Source organism: Streptomyces sp. DSM 40750, from assembly GCF_024612035.1.
Taxonomy (GTDB): domain Bacteria; phylum Actinomycetota; class Actinomycetes; order Streptomycetales; family Streptomycetaceae; genus Streptomyces.
This window is the reverse complement of the sequence record NZ_CP102513.1, coordinates 2345211-2359905: the sequence shown is the minus strand read 5'-3', so window position 1 is coordinate 2359905 and position 14695 is coordinate 2345211. Positions and strand designations below refer to the sequence as shown.

Sequence of the window (14695 nt, the reverse complement as noted above, 5' to 3'; positions counted from 1 at the left end):
ACCCATGGGCAACACCCCCGTCATAGGCGTCCTGGCCCTCCAGGGTGACGTACGGGAGCACCTCATCGCCCTGGCCGCGGCCGACGCCGTGGCCAGGCCGGTGCGGCGCCCCGAGGAAATCGCCGAGGTGGACGGCCTCGTCATCCCCGGCGGTGAGTCCACCACCATCTCCAAGCTGGCCGTCCTCTTCGGCGTCATGGAGCCCCTACGCGCGCGCGTGCGCGACGGCATGCCCGTCTACGGCACCTGCGCCGGCCTGATCATGCTCGCCGACAAGATCCTCGACCCGCGCTCGGGCCAGGAGACCATCGGCGGCATCGACATGATCGTGCGCCGCAACGCCTTCGGCCGCCAGAACGAGTCCTTCGAAGCGGCGGTCGACGTGCAGGGCGTCGAGGGCGATCCTGTGGAGGGCGTCTTCATCCGCGCCCCCTGGGTCGAGTCCGTGGGCGCGCAGACAGAGGTGCTGGCCGAACACGAGGGCCACATCGTCGCCGTACGCCAGGGCAACGCCCTCGCCACGTCGTTCCACCCGGAGCTGACCGGCGACCACCGGCTGCACGCCCTGTTCGTCGAGATGGTGCGCGCGAGCCGGGCGGCGGAGGCCTTGTAGGATCTCTGGCGTTCGTTGCAGAGATGGGTTACGCGAAGGAGACAGGCAGATGTCCGGCCACTCTAAATGGGCCACGACGAAGCACAAGAAGGCCGTGATCGACGCCAAGCGCGGCAAGCTCTTCGCGAAGCTGATCAAGAACATCGAGGTCGCTGCGCGGATGGGCGGTGTGGACCTCGAAGGCAATCCGACGCTGTACGACGCCGTGCAGAAGGCGAAGAAGTCGTCGGTTCCGAACAAGAACATCGACTCCGCGATCAAGCGTGGTGGCGGTCTCGAAGCCGGTGGCGCCGACTACGAGACGATCATGTACGAGGGCTACGGTCCGAACGGTGTCGCGGTGCTCATCGAGTGCCTCACCGACAACCGCAACCGCGCCGCCTCCGACGTCCGCGTCGCCATGACCCGCAACGGCGGCTCGATGGCCGACCCGGGTTCCGTCTCGTACCTCTTCAACCGCAAGGGCGTCGTGATCGTCCCCAAGGGCGAGCTGTCCGAGGACGACGTCCTGGAGGTCGTGCTCGACGCGGGTGCCGAGGAGGTCAACGACCTGGGCGAGGCCTTCGAGGTGCTCAGCGAGGCCACCGACCTGGTCGCGGTCCGCACCTCCCTCCAGGAGGCCGGCATCGACTACGACTCCGCCGAGGCCAACTTCGTCCCGACCATGCAGATCGAGCTGGACGAGGAGGGCGCCAAGAAGATCTTCAAGCTGATCGACGCCCTCGAGGACAGCGACGACGTCCAGAACGTCTTCGCCAACTTCGACGTGAGCGACGACGTCATGGCCAAGGTCGACGCGTAGCTCTCCGCGAGCCGAGCCGAACGGGCTCCACGGCCACTGGGCTTCGACGGGCCGACGGGACGCACCCCGTCGGCCCGTCGCGTTGTCGGCCGTTGTCAGTGGCACCCGATAGCCTGCACAAACAGGTGATCGATGGGAGGGGCGGGCGTGCGCGTACTGGGGGTGGACCCGGGACTCACCCGATGCGGTGTCGGTGTGGTCGAAGGCGTCGCCGGACGGCCGCTTGCGATGCTCGGCGTCGGTGTCGTCCGTACGCCCGCGCACGCCGAGCTGGGGCAGCGCCTCGTCGAGATCGAGCGGGGCATCGAGCAGTGGATTGACGAGCACCGACCTGAATTCGTCGCCGTGGAGCGGGTGTTCAGCCAGTACAACGTACGGACGGTCATGGGCACCGCCCAGGCCAGCGCCGTCGCCATGCTCTGCGCCGCCCGCCGCGGCATCCCCGTCGCCCTGCACACCCCCAGCGAGGTCAAGGCCGCCGTCACCGGCAGCGGCCGCGCCGACAAGGCCCAGGTCGGCGCCATGGTCACCCGCCTGCTCCGGCTCGACGCGCCGCCGAAACCGGCGGACGCCGCCGACGCCCTCGCCCTCGCCATCTGCCACATCTGGCGCGCCCCCGCCCAGAACCGCCTCCAGCAGGCCGTCGCCCTGCACGCGACCAAAGCATCGAACGCATCGAACGCACTGAAAGGCCGTACGGCATGATCGCCTTCGTCAGCGGCACGGTCGCCGCACTCGCTCCCAACACAGCGGTGGTCGAGGTGGGCGGGGTCGGCATGGCCGTGCAGTGCACGCCGAACACGCTGTCCACGCTGAGGCTCGGTCAGCCGGCCAAGCTCGCCACCTCCCTCGTCGTACGGGAGGACTCGCTGACCCTCTACGGCTTCGTGAACGACGACGAGCGCCAGGTCTTCGAGCTGCTCCAGACCGCGAGCGGCGTCGGCCCGCGCCTGGCCCAGGCGATGCTCGCCGTGCACACCCCCGACGCCCTGCGCCGAGCGGTGGCCACCGGTGACGAGAAGGCGCTGATCGCCGTGCCCGGCATCGGCAAGAGGGGTGCCCAGAAGCTGCTGTTGGAGTTGAAGGACCGCCTGGGCGAGCCGATCGGCGCCCCCGCGATCGGCGCCCCGGTCACCCAGGGCTGGCGCGACCAGCTGCACGCCGCCCTGATCGGCCTCGGGTACGCCACCCGCGAGGCCGACGAGGCCGTGTCGGCCGTCGCTCCCCAGGCCGAGGCCGCCGAAGGCACGCCCCAGGTGGGCCAGTTGCTGAAGTCCGCCCTCCAGACCCTCAACAGAACTCGCTGAACGTCATGTTGAGGCCGTCGTACGACTCGTACGACCTGTAGGGCCCCTCCAACTCGTCCACCCCATCCGACCGCGACCCGCGAGGCACACGCAATGAACTGGGACGACACGACCGACGACACCGCCCCCGAGCGGCTGGTGGGCTCTGTCGCCGACGGTGAGGACCAGGCCGTCGAGGCCGCCCTGCGCCCCAAGGATCTGGACGAGTTCATCGGCCAGGAGAAGGTCCGCGAGCAGCTCGACCTGGTGCTGCGGGCGGCACGCGCGCGTGGAGCCACCGCCGACCACGTCCTGCTCTCCGGTGCCCCGGGCCTCGGCAAGACCACCCTCTCGATGATCATCGCGGCCGAGATGGGCGCCCCCATCCGCATCACCTCCGGCCCCGCCATCCAGCACGCCGGAGACCTCGCCGCGATCCTCTCCTCCCTCCAGGAGGGCGAGGTCCTCTTCCTCGACGAGATCCACCGCATGTCGCGGCCCGCCGAGGAGATGCTGTACATGGCGATGGAGGACTTCCGGGTCGACGTCATCGTCGGCAAGGGCCCCGGCGCCACGGCGATCCCCCTGGAACTGCCGCCCTTCACCCTGGTCGGCGCCACCACGCGCGCGGGACTGCTGCCGCCGCCGCTGCGCGACCGCTTCGGTTTCACCGCGCACATGGAGTTCTACGAGCCCGCCGAGTTGGAGCGCGTCATCCACCGCTCGGCGCACCTGCTCGACGTGGAGATCAACGCGGTCGGCGCCGCCGAGATCGCGGGCCGCTCGCGCGGCACGCCCCGTATCGCCAACCGTCTGCTGCGCCGCGTACGGGACTATGCGCAGGTCAAGGCGGACGGCATCATCACGCGCGACATCGCCGCGGCCGCCCTCGCCGTCTACGAAGTGGACGCCCGCGGCCTCGACCGCCTCGACCGGGGTGTCCTCGAAGCCCTGCTCAAGCTCTTCGGCGGCGGACCGGTCGGTCTCTCCACGCTCGCCGTCGCCGTGGGAGAGGAGCGCGAGACGGTCGAGGAGGTCGCCGAACCCTTCCTCGTCCGTGAGGGCCTGCTCGCCCGAACCCCCCGCGGCCGGGTGGCGACGCCCGCCGCCTGGGCCCATCTCGGTCTGACCCCGCCACGCGGCACGACCGGCGGAAACGGACAACAGGACCTGTTCGGGGCGTGACCGTCTCGTGACAGCGCGGTACTCGCCCGGCATGGAACCCCGGTGACATGCTGTGCGTTGTTCCATCACGGTGGACTCGCTTAGACTCCGCCGATGCCGCCCTTGTCGGCGACACACATACCCCCAACCATCAGGCCGCTCGCCATCGCGGTCGTGTGAAGGAAGTTCCGACCCGTGAGTCTCGTGACCCTCCTCCCGTTCATCGTGCTCATCGGGGCCATGATCCTGATGACCCGATCGGCCAAGAAGAAGCAACAGCAGGCCGTCGACATGCGGAACCAGATGCAGCCCGGTTCCGGCGTCCGCACGATCGGGGGCATGTACGCGACCGTCAAGGAGGTCAGCGAGGACACGGTCCTCCTCGACGCCGGGCCGGGCGTCGAGCTGCTGTTCGCCAAGAACTCCATCGGTGCCGTCCTCAGCGACGAGGAGTACAACCGCATCGTCCACGGCATCGAGCATGACCTGAAGTCCGACGTCGTCCCGGACGACGCCTCCTCCCTCACCGAGACCGACGAGCCCTCCGACGACGCTTCCGCCGCTTCCGACGACAAGCCCATCGACCTCGGCAAGAAGGACGCGTCCGACGACGCGACCGACGAGACCGACGAGGCGAAGGCCGACGAAGCAGAGCCGAAGAAGACCGGCGAGTCCGACGCGAAGTAGTCACGTCCCGGGAGTGCGAGCGAGAACCGCCCGCGCCCCGGGCACGTGCCGTTTTCGCCGGGCTTCCCGACACCAGTCATGGCCGTCCCCGCGCTGACCCCGCGCACGGCGGCCCGAGAGGGAGTACGAGAAGGTGGCAGCACCGAAGAAGGGCCGGAGCGCGAGCACCCAGAGCAAGCCTGGTCGCGCGCTGGCCCTCATCCTGATCGCCCTTGTGGCGCTCACCGGGGGAATGTTTGCCTCCGGACACACCACTCCGCGTCTCGGCATCGACCTCGCCGGTGGTACGAGCATCACACTGACGGCGATCAACGAGCCCGGCCAGCCCAACGCGATCAACAAGACCAACATGGACACCGCGGTCGAGATCATGAACCGCCGTGTCAATGGTCTGGGCGTGTCCGAGGCGGAGGTCCAGACCCAGGGCAATGAGAACATCATTGTCAACATTCCCAAGGGCACGGATTCCGAAGAGGCCCGGGAACAGGTCGGCACCACCGCGAAGCTGTACTTCCGCCCGGTCCTGCAGAGCCAGGTCGGCTCCGTCACGCCGGAGACTCCGAGCGGCTCGCCGAGCACCAGCCCCAGTGGCAGCGCCTCACCGAGCCCGTCGAGCTCCGACGGCAAGGACGAGGCGACCTCGCCCGAGGCCGGTGACTCCGCCAGCCCGTCGACCTCCGCCACGTCCCAGGGCCGTGCGGTGACCGACGCGCTGAAGGCCGACCCCACGCCGTCGGGCAGCGGCTCCGAGTCCGCCAAGGCCTCCGACAGCGCCTCGCCGTCGGCGAGCCCGAGCGTCGACGCGGAGACCCAGGCCCTCCAGGCCAAGTTCGCCGCCCTCGACTGCAACGATCCGAAGCAGCGCGCCGAGGCCGGCAAGGGCAAGACCACCGACGTCGTCGTGGCCTGCGGTCAGGACAACGGCAGCTGGAGCAAGTTCGTGCTCGGCCCGGTCGGGGTCGACGGCACCGAGGTCGAGAAGGCCCAGGCGCTGCTCGACACGCAGAACGGCACCGGCTGGCAGGTCGTCATGGACTTCGACTCCAAGGGAGAGAAGAAGTTCGCCGACATCACCGGCCAGCTGGCGAGCCAGACCTCCCCGCAGAACGAGTTCGCGATCGTCCTCGACGACGAGGTCGTCTCCCACCCCTACGTCCGCGCGGCGGTCACCGGCGGCAAGGCCGAGATCTCCGGCAGCTTCACGCAGGAGGAGGCCCAGAACCTCGCCAACATGCTGTCGTACGGCGCGCTCCCGCTGACCTTCAAGGAGTCCAGCGTCACCACCGTCAGCCCCGCGCTCGGCGGCGACCAGCTGGAGGCCGGTCTGATCGCCGGTGCGATCGGTCTGGCCCTGGTCATGATCTACCTGATCGTCTACTACCGCGGCCTGTCGCTGATCGCCATCGCCTCGCTGCTGGTCTCGGCGGCACTGACCTACGTGATCATGGCGCTGCTCGGTCCGACCATCAACTTCGCGCTGAACCTCCCGGCGGTCTGCGGTGCGATCGTCGCGATCGGTATCACAGCGGACTCGTTCATCGTGTACTTCGAACGCGTCCGGGACGAGATCCGCGAAGGCCGTACGCTGCGCCCCGCCGTCGAGCGGGCCTGGCCGCGTGCCCGACGCACCATCCTGGTCTCCGACTTCGTGTCGTTCCTCTCCGCCGCGGTGCTCTTCATCGTCACCGTCGGCAAGGTCCAGGGCTTCGCGTTCACGCTCGGTCTGACGACCGTGCTCGACGTCGTGGTCGTCTTCTTCTTCACGAAGCCGCTGCTGACGCTGCTGGCCCGCACGAAGTTCTTCGGGGGCGGTCACACCTGGTCCGGTCTCGACCCGAAGCGACTGGGTGCCCGGCCGCCGCTGCGCCGCACCCGCCGTCCCGTCGTCCCCGCCGACCCGAAGGAGGCCTGAGATGTCGAAGCTCGGTGACCTCGGAGCCCGACTCCACCGCGGCGAGGTCGGTTACGACTTCGTCGGCAACCGCAAGATCTGGTACGGCGTCTCGATCCTGATCACCATCACGGCCATCGTCGGCCTGGCGGTGCGCGGCCTGACCATGGGTATCGAGTTCCAGGGCGGCGCCGTCTTCACCACGGAGCGCACGAGCGTCTCGGTCACCCAGGCCGAGACGTACGCGGAGGAGGCCTCCGGCCACGACGCGATCGTCCAGAAGCTCGGCAACGACACCCTGCGCATCCAGATCTCCGGTGTGGACACGGCCAAGTCCGACCAGATCAAGCAGGACCTCGCCAAGGACCTCAAGGTCGACGCGGACACGATCAACGCCGACCTGGTCGGCCCCAGTTGGGGTGAGCAGATCGCCACCAAGGCCTGGCAGGGCCTCGCGGTCTTCCTGGTGCTCGTGGTGATCTACCTGGCGATCGCGTTCGAGTTGCGCATGGCCATCGCCGCGTTCGTCGCCCTGATCCATGACATCACCATCACGATCGGCATCTACGCCCTCGTCGGCTTCGAAGTGACGCCGGGCACGGTGATCGGTCTGCTGACCATCCTCGGTTATTCGCTCTACGACACGGTCGTCGTCTTCGACAGCCTCAAGGAGCAGACGAAGGACATCACCAAGCAGAACCGCTGGACGTACGCCGAGATCGCCAACCGCTCGATCAACAGCACCCTGGTGCGGTCGATCAACACGACGGTGGTCGCGCTGCTGCCGGTGGCCGGCCTGCTGTTCATCGGTGGCGGTGTCCTCGGCGCGGGCATGCTCAACGACATCTCGCTGTCGCTGTTCGTCGGTCTCGCGGCCGGTGCGTACTCGTCGATCTTCATCGCCACGCCGCTCGTCGCCGACCTCAAGGAGCGCGAGCCGCAGATGAAGGCCGTCAGGAAGCGGGTGCTCGCCAAGCGTGCCCAGGCCGACCACGACGTGGAGCCGGCCGCCGACGGTCCGTACGACGACGAGCCGGCGGACGCCACCCCCGCGGTGGTCGGTCCGCGCGCCCAGGCCGGCAGCCGCAGCCGCGGCCGGGGTGGGAAGCGGCGATGACCGAGCTCGCAGAAGTCACGACGCTGCTGCTCAGCCGCATCCGCGACGTCGCGGACTACCCGGAACCGGGCGTGATGTTCAAGGACATCACCCCGCTGCTGGCCGACCCGGCGGCGTTCACCGCGCTGACAGACGCGCTGGCGGAGCTGACCGTGCGGCACGGCGCCACGAAGATCGTCGGCCTGGAGGCCCGGGGCTTCATCCTGGGCGCCCCGGCCGCCGTCCGGGCGGGCGTCGGCTTCATCCCCGTACGCAAGGCGGGCAAGCTCCCCGGAGCCACGCTCAGCCAGGCGTACGACCTGGAGTACGGCTCCGCCGAGATCGAGGTGCACGCCGAGGACCTGGTCGCGGGCGACCGTGTCATGGTTATCGACGACGTCCTCGCCACCGGCGGTACCGCCGAGGCCTCCATCCAGCTCATCCGCCGCGCGGGCGCCCAGGTGGCGGGCGTCGCGGTCCTGATGGAGCTGTCCTTCCTGGCGGGCCGGCAGCGACTGGACTCCGCGTTGGCCGGGGCACCGCTGGAGGCCCTGATCACCGTCTGACACACGGCGGACGATCACACGACGGGCGCCCCGGGATTCGTCCCGGGGCGCCCGTCGCGCTGTTCCCGGCGTACGGAACCGTCGAGCGCTCCTTCGGAGCCACCACGCCCGGACCGCCCGAAGCGATGGTCCCGCTTGGTCCCTGCTGCCAAGATCGACCTCGACCACCCGAAACATCATGAAACGGGAGGAATGGGTGTCGATCACGTACAAGCTCACGACCGGAGCGGTCGCCGTCGTATCGGTCGCGGCGCTGACCGCCGTCGCCGCCCCCGCGAACGCGACCCAGGGCTCCGCCAAGACCACCGCGGCGGCCGAGGAACGGTCGGCCAGGGCCGGCTGCAACAGCTGGTGGAACGCCGTCGGCGTCCCGGGCAAGTGGAGCAAGGCCAAGGGCTGCAGCATCCTGGGCAGCCCCGGCCTGAAGGTCGGCTACGAGTGGAAGGCCGAGAAGGGCAGCCCCTGCGTCAAGGCCAAGTACTTCGTGAAGGGCGGCCCGAAGGGCTACAAGACGAAGTGGACCAAGCCCCTCTGCGGCAAGTCCGGCTCCTTCAAGAACCTCCCCTGGGGCAATGTGGCGGCCACGAAGGAGATCCAGATCAAGGGCTTCGCGATGCTCAAGTGGCGCTGACAGTCCTGTGCGCCGACACCTCTGACGTGCGGTGACCGACCACCGCACGTACCCCGCGCACCCCCCGAGGCGGGCCCCGAGGAATCCGGTGCCCGCCTCTCGTGTTTCACCGGTAGACGGCCCTCACAGTGGCCTGAAGGCGATCCTGGGGCGCGGGATCGCTACCATGGGGTTTCCGGAGCCTGACCGGGGGACCCGGATCGCGCACGAGGAGCCCTCTTGGCAGACGAGGCCCAGCACCTGACCGCCGCCAAGCCCGAGTCCGCCTCGGGCCCCGCGGCCAAGCCCGCGCAGAACCCGACGAAGGCGAACCCCGCCCCGTCCGCGCAGGGTTCGGTCGAGCACGCCCAGTCCGCGCCCGCCGACAAGGCCGCCGGGCCGTCGCGCCCCAAGCCCGCCCCCGCCGAACGCCCCGCGCCCGAGCCCACCCCGGCGCCCCCGGCCCGCCCCGCCGCCACGGGCCAGCCCGCCCGCTCCGGCTCCTCCAACCGCGTACGCGCCCGGCTCGCCCGCCTCGGCGTGCAGCGCTCCAACCCGTACAACCCGGTCCTGGAACCGCTGCTGCGGATCGTGCGCAGCAACGACCCGAAGATCGAGACGGCGACGCTCCGCCAGATCGAGAAGGCCTACCAGGTCGCCGAGCGCTGGCACCGCGGCCAGAAGCGCAAGAGCGGCGACCCGTACATCACGCACCCGCTCGCCGTCACCACCATCCTCGCCGAGCTGGGCATGGATCCGGCGACTCTGATGGCGGGCCTGCTGCACGACACGGTCGAGGACACCGAGTACGGCCTCGACCAGCTCCGCCGCGACTTCGGCGACTCCGTCGCCCTCCTCGTGGACGGCGTCACCAAGCTGGACAAGGTCAAGTTCGGCGAGGCAGCCCAGGCCGAGACCGTGCGCAAGATGGTCGTCGCCATGGCCAAGGACCCGCGCGTCCTGGTCATCAAGCTCGCCGACCGCCTGCACAACATGCGCACCATGCGCTACCTCAAGCGTGAGAAGCAGGAGAAGAAGGCGCGCGAGACCCTGGAGATCTACGCGCCGCTCGCCCACCGCCTGGGTATGAACACCATCAAGTGGGAGCTGGAGGACCTCGCCTTCGCGATCCTCTATCCCAAGATGTACGACGAGATCGTACGGCTGGTGGCCGAGCGGGCACCGAAGCGTGACGAGTACCTGGCCATAGTGACCGACGAGGTCCAGGCCGACCTGCGCGCCGCCCGCATCAAGGCGACCGTCACCGGCCGCCCCAAGCACTACTACAGCGTCTACCAGAAGATGATCGTCCGCGGCCGTGACTTCGCGGAGATCTACGACCTGGTCGGCATCCGCGTCCTGGTGGACACCGTCCGCGACTGCTACGCGGCCCTGGGTACCGTCCACGCCCGCTGGAACCCGGTTCCGGGGCGGTTCAAGGACTACATCGCGATGCCCAAGTTCAACATGTACCAGTCGCTGCACACGACGGTCATCGGGCCCAACGGCAAGCCGGTCGAACTCCAGATCCGTACGTTCGACATGCACCGCCGCGCCGAGTACGGCATCGCCGCGCACTGGAAGTACAAGCAGGAGGCCGTCGCCGGCGCCTCCAAGGTGCGTTCGGACGCGCCCAGGAGCACCGGCAAGGACGACCACCTCAACGACATGGCGTGGCTGCGGCAGCTCCTCGACTGGCAGAAGGAGACCGAGGACCCCAGCGAGTTCCTGGAGTCGCTGCGCTTCGACCTGTCGCGCAACGAGGTCTTCGTCTTCACGCCGAAGGGCGACGTGATAGCGCTGCCGGCCAGTGCGACCCCCGTCGACTTCGCGTACGCGGTCCACACCGAGGTCGGCCACCGCACCATAGGCGCCCGGGTCAACGGCCGACTGGTACCCCTCGAATCCACCCTCGACAACGGCGACCTGGTGGAGGTCTTCACCTCCAAGGCGGCCGGCGCGGGCCCGTCCCGCGACTGGCTCGGCTTCGTGAAGTCCCCCCGGGCCCGCAACAAGATCCGCGCATGGTTCTCCAAGGAGCGCCGCGACGAGGCCATCGAGCAGGGCAAGGACGCCATCGTCCGCGCCATGCGCAAGCAGAACCTGCCGATCCAGCGCATCCTCACCGGCGACTCCCTGGTCACGCTCGCCCACGAGATGCGCTACCCGGACATCTCCGCGCTGTACGCGGCCATAGGCGAAGGCCATGTCTCCGCGCAGAGCGTGGTGCAGAAGCTCGTCCAGGCCCTCGGCGGCGAGGAGGCGGCCACCGAGGAGATCGACGAGTCCGTACCGCCCAGCCGAGGCCGTGGCCGCAAGCGGCGCGGCAGCAACGACCCCGGTGTGGTGGTCAAGGGCGTCGACGACGTCTGGGTCAAGCTCGCCCGCTGCTGTACGCCCGTCCCCGGCGACCCCATCATCGGCTTCGTCACCCGAGGCAGTGGCGTATCGGTTCACCGCAACGACTGCGTCAACATCGAGTCGCTGTCTCGTGAACCCGAGCGCATCCTCGAGGTCGAGTGGGCGCCCACCCAGTCCTCGGTCTTCCTCGTCGCGATACAGGTCGAGGCCCTGGACCGCTCCCGCCTGCTGTCGGACGTCACCCGCGTCCTGTCCGACCAGCACGTCAACATCCTGTCGGCGGCCGTCCAGACCTCCCGCGACCGCGTCGCCACCTCCCGCTTCACCTTCGAGATGGGCGACCCGAAGCACCTCGGCCACGTCCTGAAGGCCGTACGGGGCGTGGAGGGCGTCTACGACGTGTACCGGGTGACGTCGGCGCGCAGGCCCTAGCGGGCCGGGGACAGGCAGGCGGAAGAGCATCTGAACGAGTGAGGGGCTCCCGTACGAACCGTACGGGAGCCCCTCACTGCTGAGCCGCAGGCGTCAGCCGCCGAACTCCTGCAGACCCTTCAGCGCCTGGTCCAGCAGGGCCTGGCGGCCGTCCAGTTCCTTCTGGAGCTTGTCGGCCCTGGCGTTGTTGCCCTGGGTACGAGCGGCCTCGATCTGGCTCGTCAGCTTGTCGACGGCGGCCTGGAGCTGGCCCGTGAGGCCGGCCGCGCGGGCGCGGGCCTCCGGGTTGGTGCGGCGCCACTCCGCTTCCTCGGCCTCCTGGATGGCCCGCTCGACCGCGTGCATCCGGCCCTCTACCTTCGGGCGGGCGTCGCGCGGCACATGGCCGATGGCCTCCCAGCGCTCGTTGACCGAGCGGAAGGCGGCACGGGCCGTCTTCAGGTCCGTGACCGGCAGGATCTTCTCCGCCTCCCCGGCCAGCTCCTCCTTGAGCTTGAGGTTCTCGGCCTGCTCCGCGTCGCGCTCGGCGAACACGGAGCTGCGGGCGGCGAAGAAGACGTCCTGGGCGCCGCGGAAGCGGTTCCACAGGTCGTCCTCATGCTCGCGCTGGGCGCGGCCCGCGGCCTTCCAGTCGGCCATCAGCTCGCGGTAGCGCGCCGCCGTGGGACCCCAGTCGGTCGAGTTCGACAGCGCCTCGGCCTCCGCGACCAGCTTCTCCTTGGTCTTGCGGGCGTCCTCACGCTGCGAGTCGAGCTGCGCGAAGTGGGCCTTGCGACGCTTGGAGAACGCCGAGCGGGCGTGCGAGAAGCGGTGCCAGAGCTCGTCGTCGGACTTGCGGTCCAGCCGCGGCAGACCCTTCCAGGTGTCCACCAGCGCGCGCAGCCGCTCACCGGCGGCCCGCCACTGATCGGACTGGGCCAGCTCCTCCGCCTCGGTGACCAGGGCCTCCTTGGCGTGCCGAGCCTCGTCGGACTGCTTCGCCCGCTGCTGCTTGCGCTCCTCGCGGCGTGCCTCGACGGTCTCGACGAGCTTGTCCAGCCGCACCTTCAGCGCGTCCAGGTCACCGACCGCGTGGTGCGCGTCCACCTGCTCCCGAATGTGGCCGATCGCGGCCTGCGCGTCCTTCGCCGACAGGTCGGTGGTCTTCACGCGCTTCTCGAGGAGGCCGATTTCGACAACCAGGCCTTCGTACTTGCGCTCGAAGTAGGCCAGCGCCTCCTCAGGGGAGCCGGCCTGCCAGGAACCGACGACCTGCTCGCCGTCGGCCGTACGCACGTACACGGTCCCCGTCTCGTCGACGCGGCCCCACGGGTCGCTGCTCACAGCGCCTCCTCCACATGATGCCTGCGGGGGGCCTCAGCTCCCCCGGGCATCGTCCACAGTTTCGTCACGGCCAACATAGGCGACCGGCGGGTTGCCTGTCCGCATCCCGCGCGACCGAAATTTCACTGCCGGTGGTCAGGACTTCTTGACAGTCGCCTTGTTGATCACGACGGTCGCGTTGGGCGTCCCATCACCCATTCCCGTGTTCTCACCGGCCTTGGCGATCTTCGTGAGGACCTTCATCCCCGCCTCGGAGATCGTGCCGAACGGCGTGTAGTTGGCCGGAAGCGGGCTGTCCTGGAAGACGAGGAAGAACTGGCTGCCGCCGCTGTTCTTGCCCTCGCCCGTCTGCGCGTTGAACTGGTTCGCCATCGCGACCGTCCCCGCCGGGTACACATCGCCCTTGAGACGCGAGTCCTTCAGGTTCTCGTCCGGGATCGTGTAGCCCGGACCGCCCATGCCGGTGCCCTGCGGGTCACCGCACTGCAGCACGTAGATGCCCTGCGTGGTGAGCCGGTGGCACTTGGTGTGGTCCAAGTAGCCCTTGTTCACCAGGAAGTTGAACGAGTTGACGGTGTGCGGGGCCTTCGCCGCGTCCATCGTTATGGGGATGGAACCGCAGGTCGTCTGCAGATCCATCGTGTACTTCGCGGCCTTGTCGACGGTGATCGCGGGCTCCTTCTTGAAGGTGAGCTCCTTGACCTTGCCCTCGGCCGCCTTCTCGCACGGGTCCGGCGCCTTGCTGGGCGAGGCGCTCGGGGTCACCTCCGCGCTCGCGTTGTCCTTCTTGTCGTCGCCCTTGAGGACGTCGGTCGTGTAGAGCGCCACACTGCCCACCAGGATCACGCCGAGCACCGAAGCGATCACGGCGTTGCGGACTCGTGCCTGGCGCCGCGCGGACGTACGCCGCTGCTGCTGCCGCAAGAACTTCTCCCGGGCGAGCTGACGCCGCCGCTGCTCCTGGCTGACCACGGGGTTCTCTCCTCATGCGTCTCGTACGTCGACGGGTGCGTCGCGCGTCCGTTGAGTCGACTGTTTACGTGTGACCCGTACCGTATATGGGTTCGCTGAGGAATCGGCAGCGCCGGTAGGCTCTGATCCACAGCAACCCACCCTCGTACGCCACAAGAAGGACGATCGTGCTCATTGCCGGGTTCCCCGCCGGGGCCTGGGGGACCAACTGTTATCTGGTCGCCCCCGCCGCCGGTGAGGAGTGCGTGATCATCGACCCGGGCCACCAGGCCACCCAGGGAGTCGAGGAGACGCTGAAGAAGCATCGGCTCAAGCCCGTCGCCGTCGTCCTCACCCACGGTCACATCGACCACGTGGCCTCGGTCGTCCCGGTGTGCGGCGCGCACGACGTACCGGCGTGGATCCACCCCCAGGACCGGTACATGATGAGCGACCCCGAGAAGGCGCTCGGCCGTTCCATCGGCATGCCGCTCATGGGCGAGCTGACCGTGGGGGAGCCGGACGACGTCAAGGAGCTGACCGACGGCGCCGAGCTGAAGCTGGCCGGTCTGGAGCTGTCCGTCGCGCACGCGCCCGGCCATACCAAGGGGTCGGTGACCTTCCGGATGCCCGAGAACACGGAGATCCCCTCCGTGTTCTTCTCCGGGGATCTGCTCTTCGCCGGCTCCATCGGACGCACCGACCTGCCCGGCGGTGACATGGCCGAGATGCTCGACTCGCTGGCCCGCGTGTGCCTGCCGCTCGACGACTCGACCGTGGTGCTGTCCGGCCACGGCCCCCAGACGACCATCGGCCAGGAGCGCGCCGCCAACCCGTATCTGCGGCAAGTGGCGGCCGAAGGCCACCAGGATCGCGGCGCCCCCGAGGCTCCCCGACGAGGAATGTGACGAGA

14 protein-coding genes are annotated in these 14695 nt (G+C 69.1%); 12 read left to right on the top strand and 2 right to left on the bottom strand.

Annotated features, from left to right (window positions below; translation table 11 throughout):
* The first annotated feature begins 4 nt into the window (after positions 1-4).
* The 11 genes from pdxT (at position 5) to JIX55_RS10465 (ending at position 11508) form a co-directional block, all read left to right on the top strand.
* On the top strand, positions 5-613 hold the full coding sequence (gene pdxT / locus JIX55_RS10515; protein WP_257563041.1) for a pyridoxal 5'-phosphate synthase glutaminase subunit PdxT: 609 nt from the start codon (positions 5-7) through the stop codon (positions 611-613).
* Between the two features lie 49 nt (positions 614-662).
* Positions 663-1415 (top strand): YebC/PmpR family DNA-binding transcriptional regulator, encoded by a 753-nt coding sequence (locus tag JIX55_RS10510; protein WP_257563040.1) that lies wholly within the window; start codon positions 663-665, stop codon positions 1413-1415.
* A gap of 147 nt (positions 1416-1562) precedes the next feature.
* Positions 1563-2120 (top strand): crossover junction endodeoxyribonuclease RuvC, encoded by a 558-nt coding sequence (ruvC, locus tag JIX55_RS10505; RefSeq protein ID WP_257563039.1) that lies wholly within the window; start codon positions 1563-1565, stop codon positions 2118-2120.
* Complete coding sequence (ruvA, locus tag JIX55_RS10500; protein WP_257563038.1) at positions 2117-2722, top strand: Holliday junction branch migration protein RuvA; 606 nt, start codon at positions 2117-2119, stop codon at positions 2720-2722. The genes ruvC and ruvA overlap by 4 nt, the downstream gene beginning before the upstream one ends.
* A gap of 93 nt (positions 2723-2815) precedes the next feature.
* The gene (ruvB, locus tag JIX55_RS10495) at positions 2816-3886 is read left to right on the top strand and encodes a Holliday junction branch migration DNA helicase RuvB (RefSeq protein ID WP_257563037.1); all 1071 of its coding nucleotides are present in this window, start codon (positions 2816-2818) and stop codon (positions 3884-3886) included.
* A 174-nt stretch (positions 3887-4060) separates the two neighbouring features.
* Positions 4061-4552, top strand: coding sequence for a preprotein translocase subunit YajC (yajC, locus tag JIX55_RS10490; RefSeq protein WP_257563036.1), 492 nt, complete (start codon positions 4061-4063; stop codon positions 4550-4552).
* 133 nt (positions 4553-4685) lie between these two features.
* On the top strand, positions 4686-6464 hold the full coding sequence (gene secD, locus JIX55_RS10485) for a protein translocase subunit SecD (protein ID WP_257563035.1): 1779 nt from the start codon (positions 4686-4688) through the stop codon (positions 6462-6464).
* A gap of 1 nt (position 6465) precedes the next feature.
* Positions 6466-7560, top strand: coding sequence for a protein translocase subunit SecF (gene secF / locus JIX55_RS10480; protein WP_257563034.1), 1095 nt, complete (start codon positions 6466-6468; stop codon positions 7558-7560).
* Entirely contained in the window at positions 7557-8105 is a 549-nt protein-coding gene (locus JIX55_RS10475) for an adenine phosphoribosyltransferase (RefSeq protein WP_257563033.1), read from the top strand. Before secF ends, JIX55_RS10475 begins: the two co-directional genes overlap by 4 nt.
* A gap of 178 nt (positions 8106-8283) precedes the next feature.
* Positions 8284-8736, top strand: coding sequence for a hypothetical protein (locus tag JIX55_RS10470; RefSeq protein ID WP_257563032.1), 453 nt, complete (start codon positions 8284-8286; stop codon positions 8734-8736).
* A gap of 219 nt (positions 8737-8955) precedes the next feature.
* Positions 8956-11508: a RelA/SpoT family protein gene (locus JIX55_RS10465; protein WP_257563031.1), complete on the top strand. Its 2553-nt coding sequence runs from the start codon at positions 8956-8958 to the stop codon at positions 11506-11508.
* Positions 11509-11601: 93 nt separating this feature from the next.
* Here the strand turns inward: JIX55_RS10465 and JIX55_RS10460 are convergent, their stop codons facing one another.
* Together JIX55_RS10460 and JIX55_RS10455 are read right to left on the bottom strand one after the other, a co-directional pair.
* A complete protein-coding gene (locus tag JIX55_RS10460; protein WP_257563030.1) occupies positions 11602-12831 on the bottom strand; it encodes a DUF349 domain-containing protein in 1230 nt (409 codons plus the stop codon).
* Between the two features lie 135 nt (positions 12832-12966).
* Positions 12967-13803 carry a peptidylprolyl isomerase gene (locus JIX55_RS10455; protein ID WP_257563029.1) on the bottom strand — a complete coding sequence of 279 codons (837 nt, stop codon included), beginning with the start codon at positions 13801-13803 and terminating at the stop codon, positions 12967-12969.
* 167 nt (positions 13804-13970) lie between these two features.
* On the opposite strand from JIX55_RS10455, the gene JIX55_RS10450 reads away from it, so the two are divergent.
* Positions 13971-14690 carry an MBL fold metallo-hydrolase gene (locus tag JIX55_RS10450; protein ID WP_257563028.1) on the top strand — a complete coding sequence of 240 codons (720 nt, stop codon included), beginning with the start codon at positions 13971-13973 and terminating at the stop codon, positions 14688-14690.
* Positions 14691-14695 lie beyond the last annotated feature (5 nt).

Excerpts from the sequence above, each read along its gene's own strand:
- pdxT (WP_257563041.1), top strand. The coding sequence starts at position 5 with ATGGGCAACACCCCCGTCATAGGCGTCCTGGCCCTCCAGGGTGACGTA.
- JIX55_RS10510 (WP_257563040.1), top strand. The coding sequence starts at position 663 with ATGTCCGGCCACTCTAAATGGGCCACGACGAAGCACAAGAAGGCCGTG.
- ruvA (WP_257563038.1), top strand. The coding sequence starts at position 2,117 with ATGATCGCCTTCGTCAGCGGCACGGTCGCCGCACTCGCTCCCAACACA.
- ruvB (WP_257563037.1), top strand. The coding sequence starts at position 2,816 with ATGAACTGGGACGACACGACCGACGACACCGCCCCCGAGCGGCTGGTG.
- secF (WP_257563034.1), top strand. The coding sequence starts at position 6,466 with ATGTCGAAGCTCGGTGACCTCGGAGCCCGACTCCACCGCGGCGAGGTC.
- JIX55_RS10475 (WP_257563033.1), top strand. The coding sequence starts at position 7,557 with ATGACCGAGCTCGCAGAAGTCACGACGCTGCTGCTCAGCCGCATCCGC.
- JIX55_RS10470 (WP_257563032.1), top strand. The coding sequence starts at position 8,284 with ATGAAACGGGAGGAATGGGTGTCGATCACGTACAAGCTCACGACCGGA.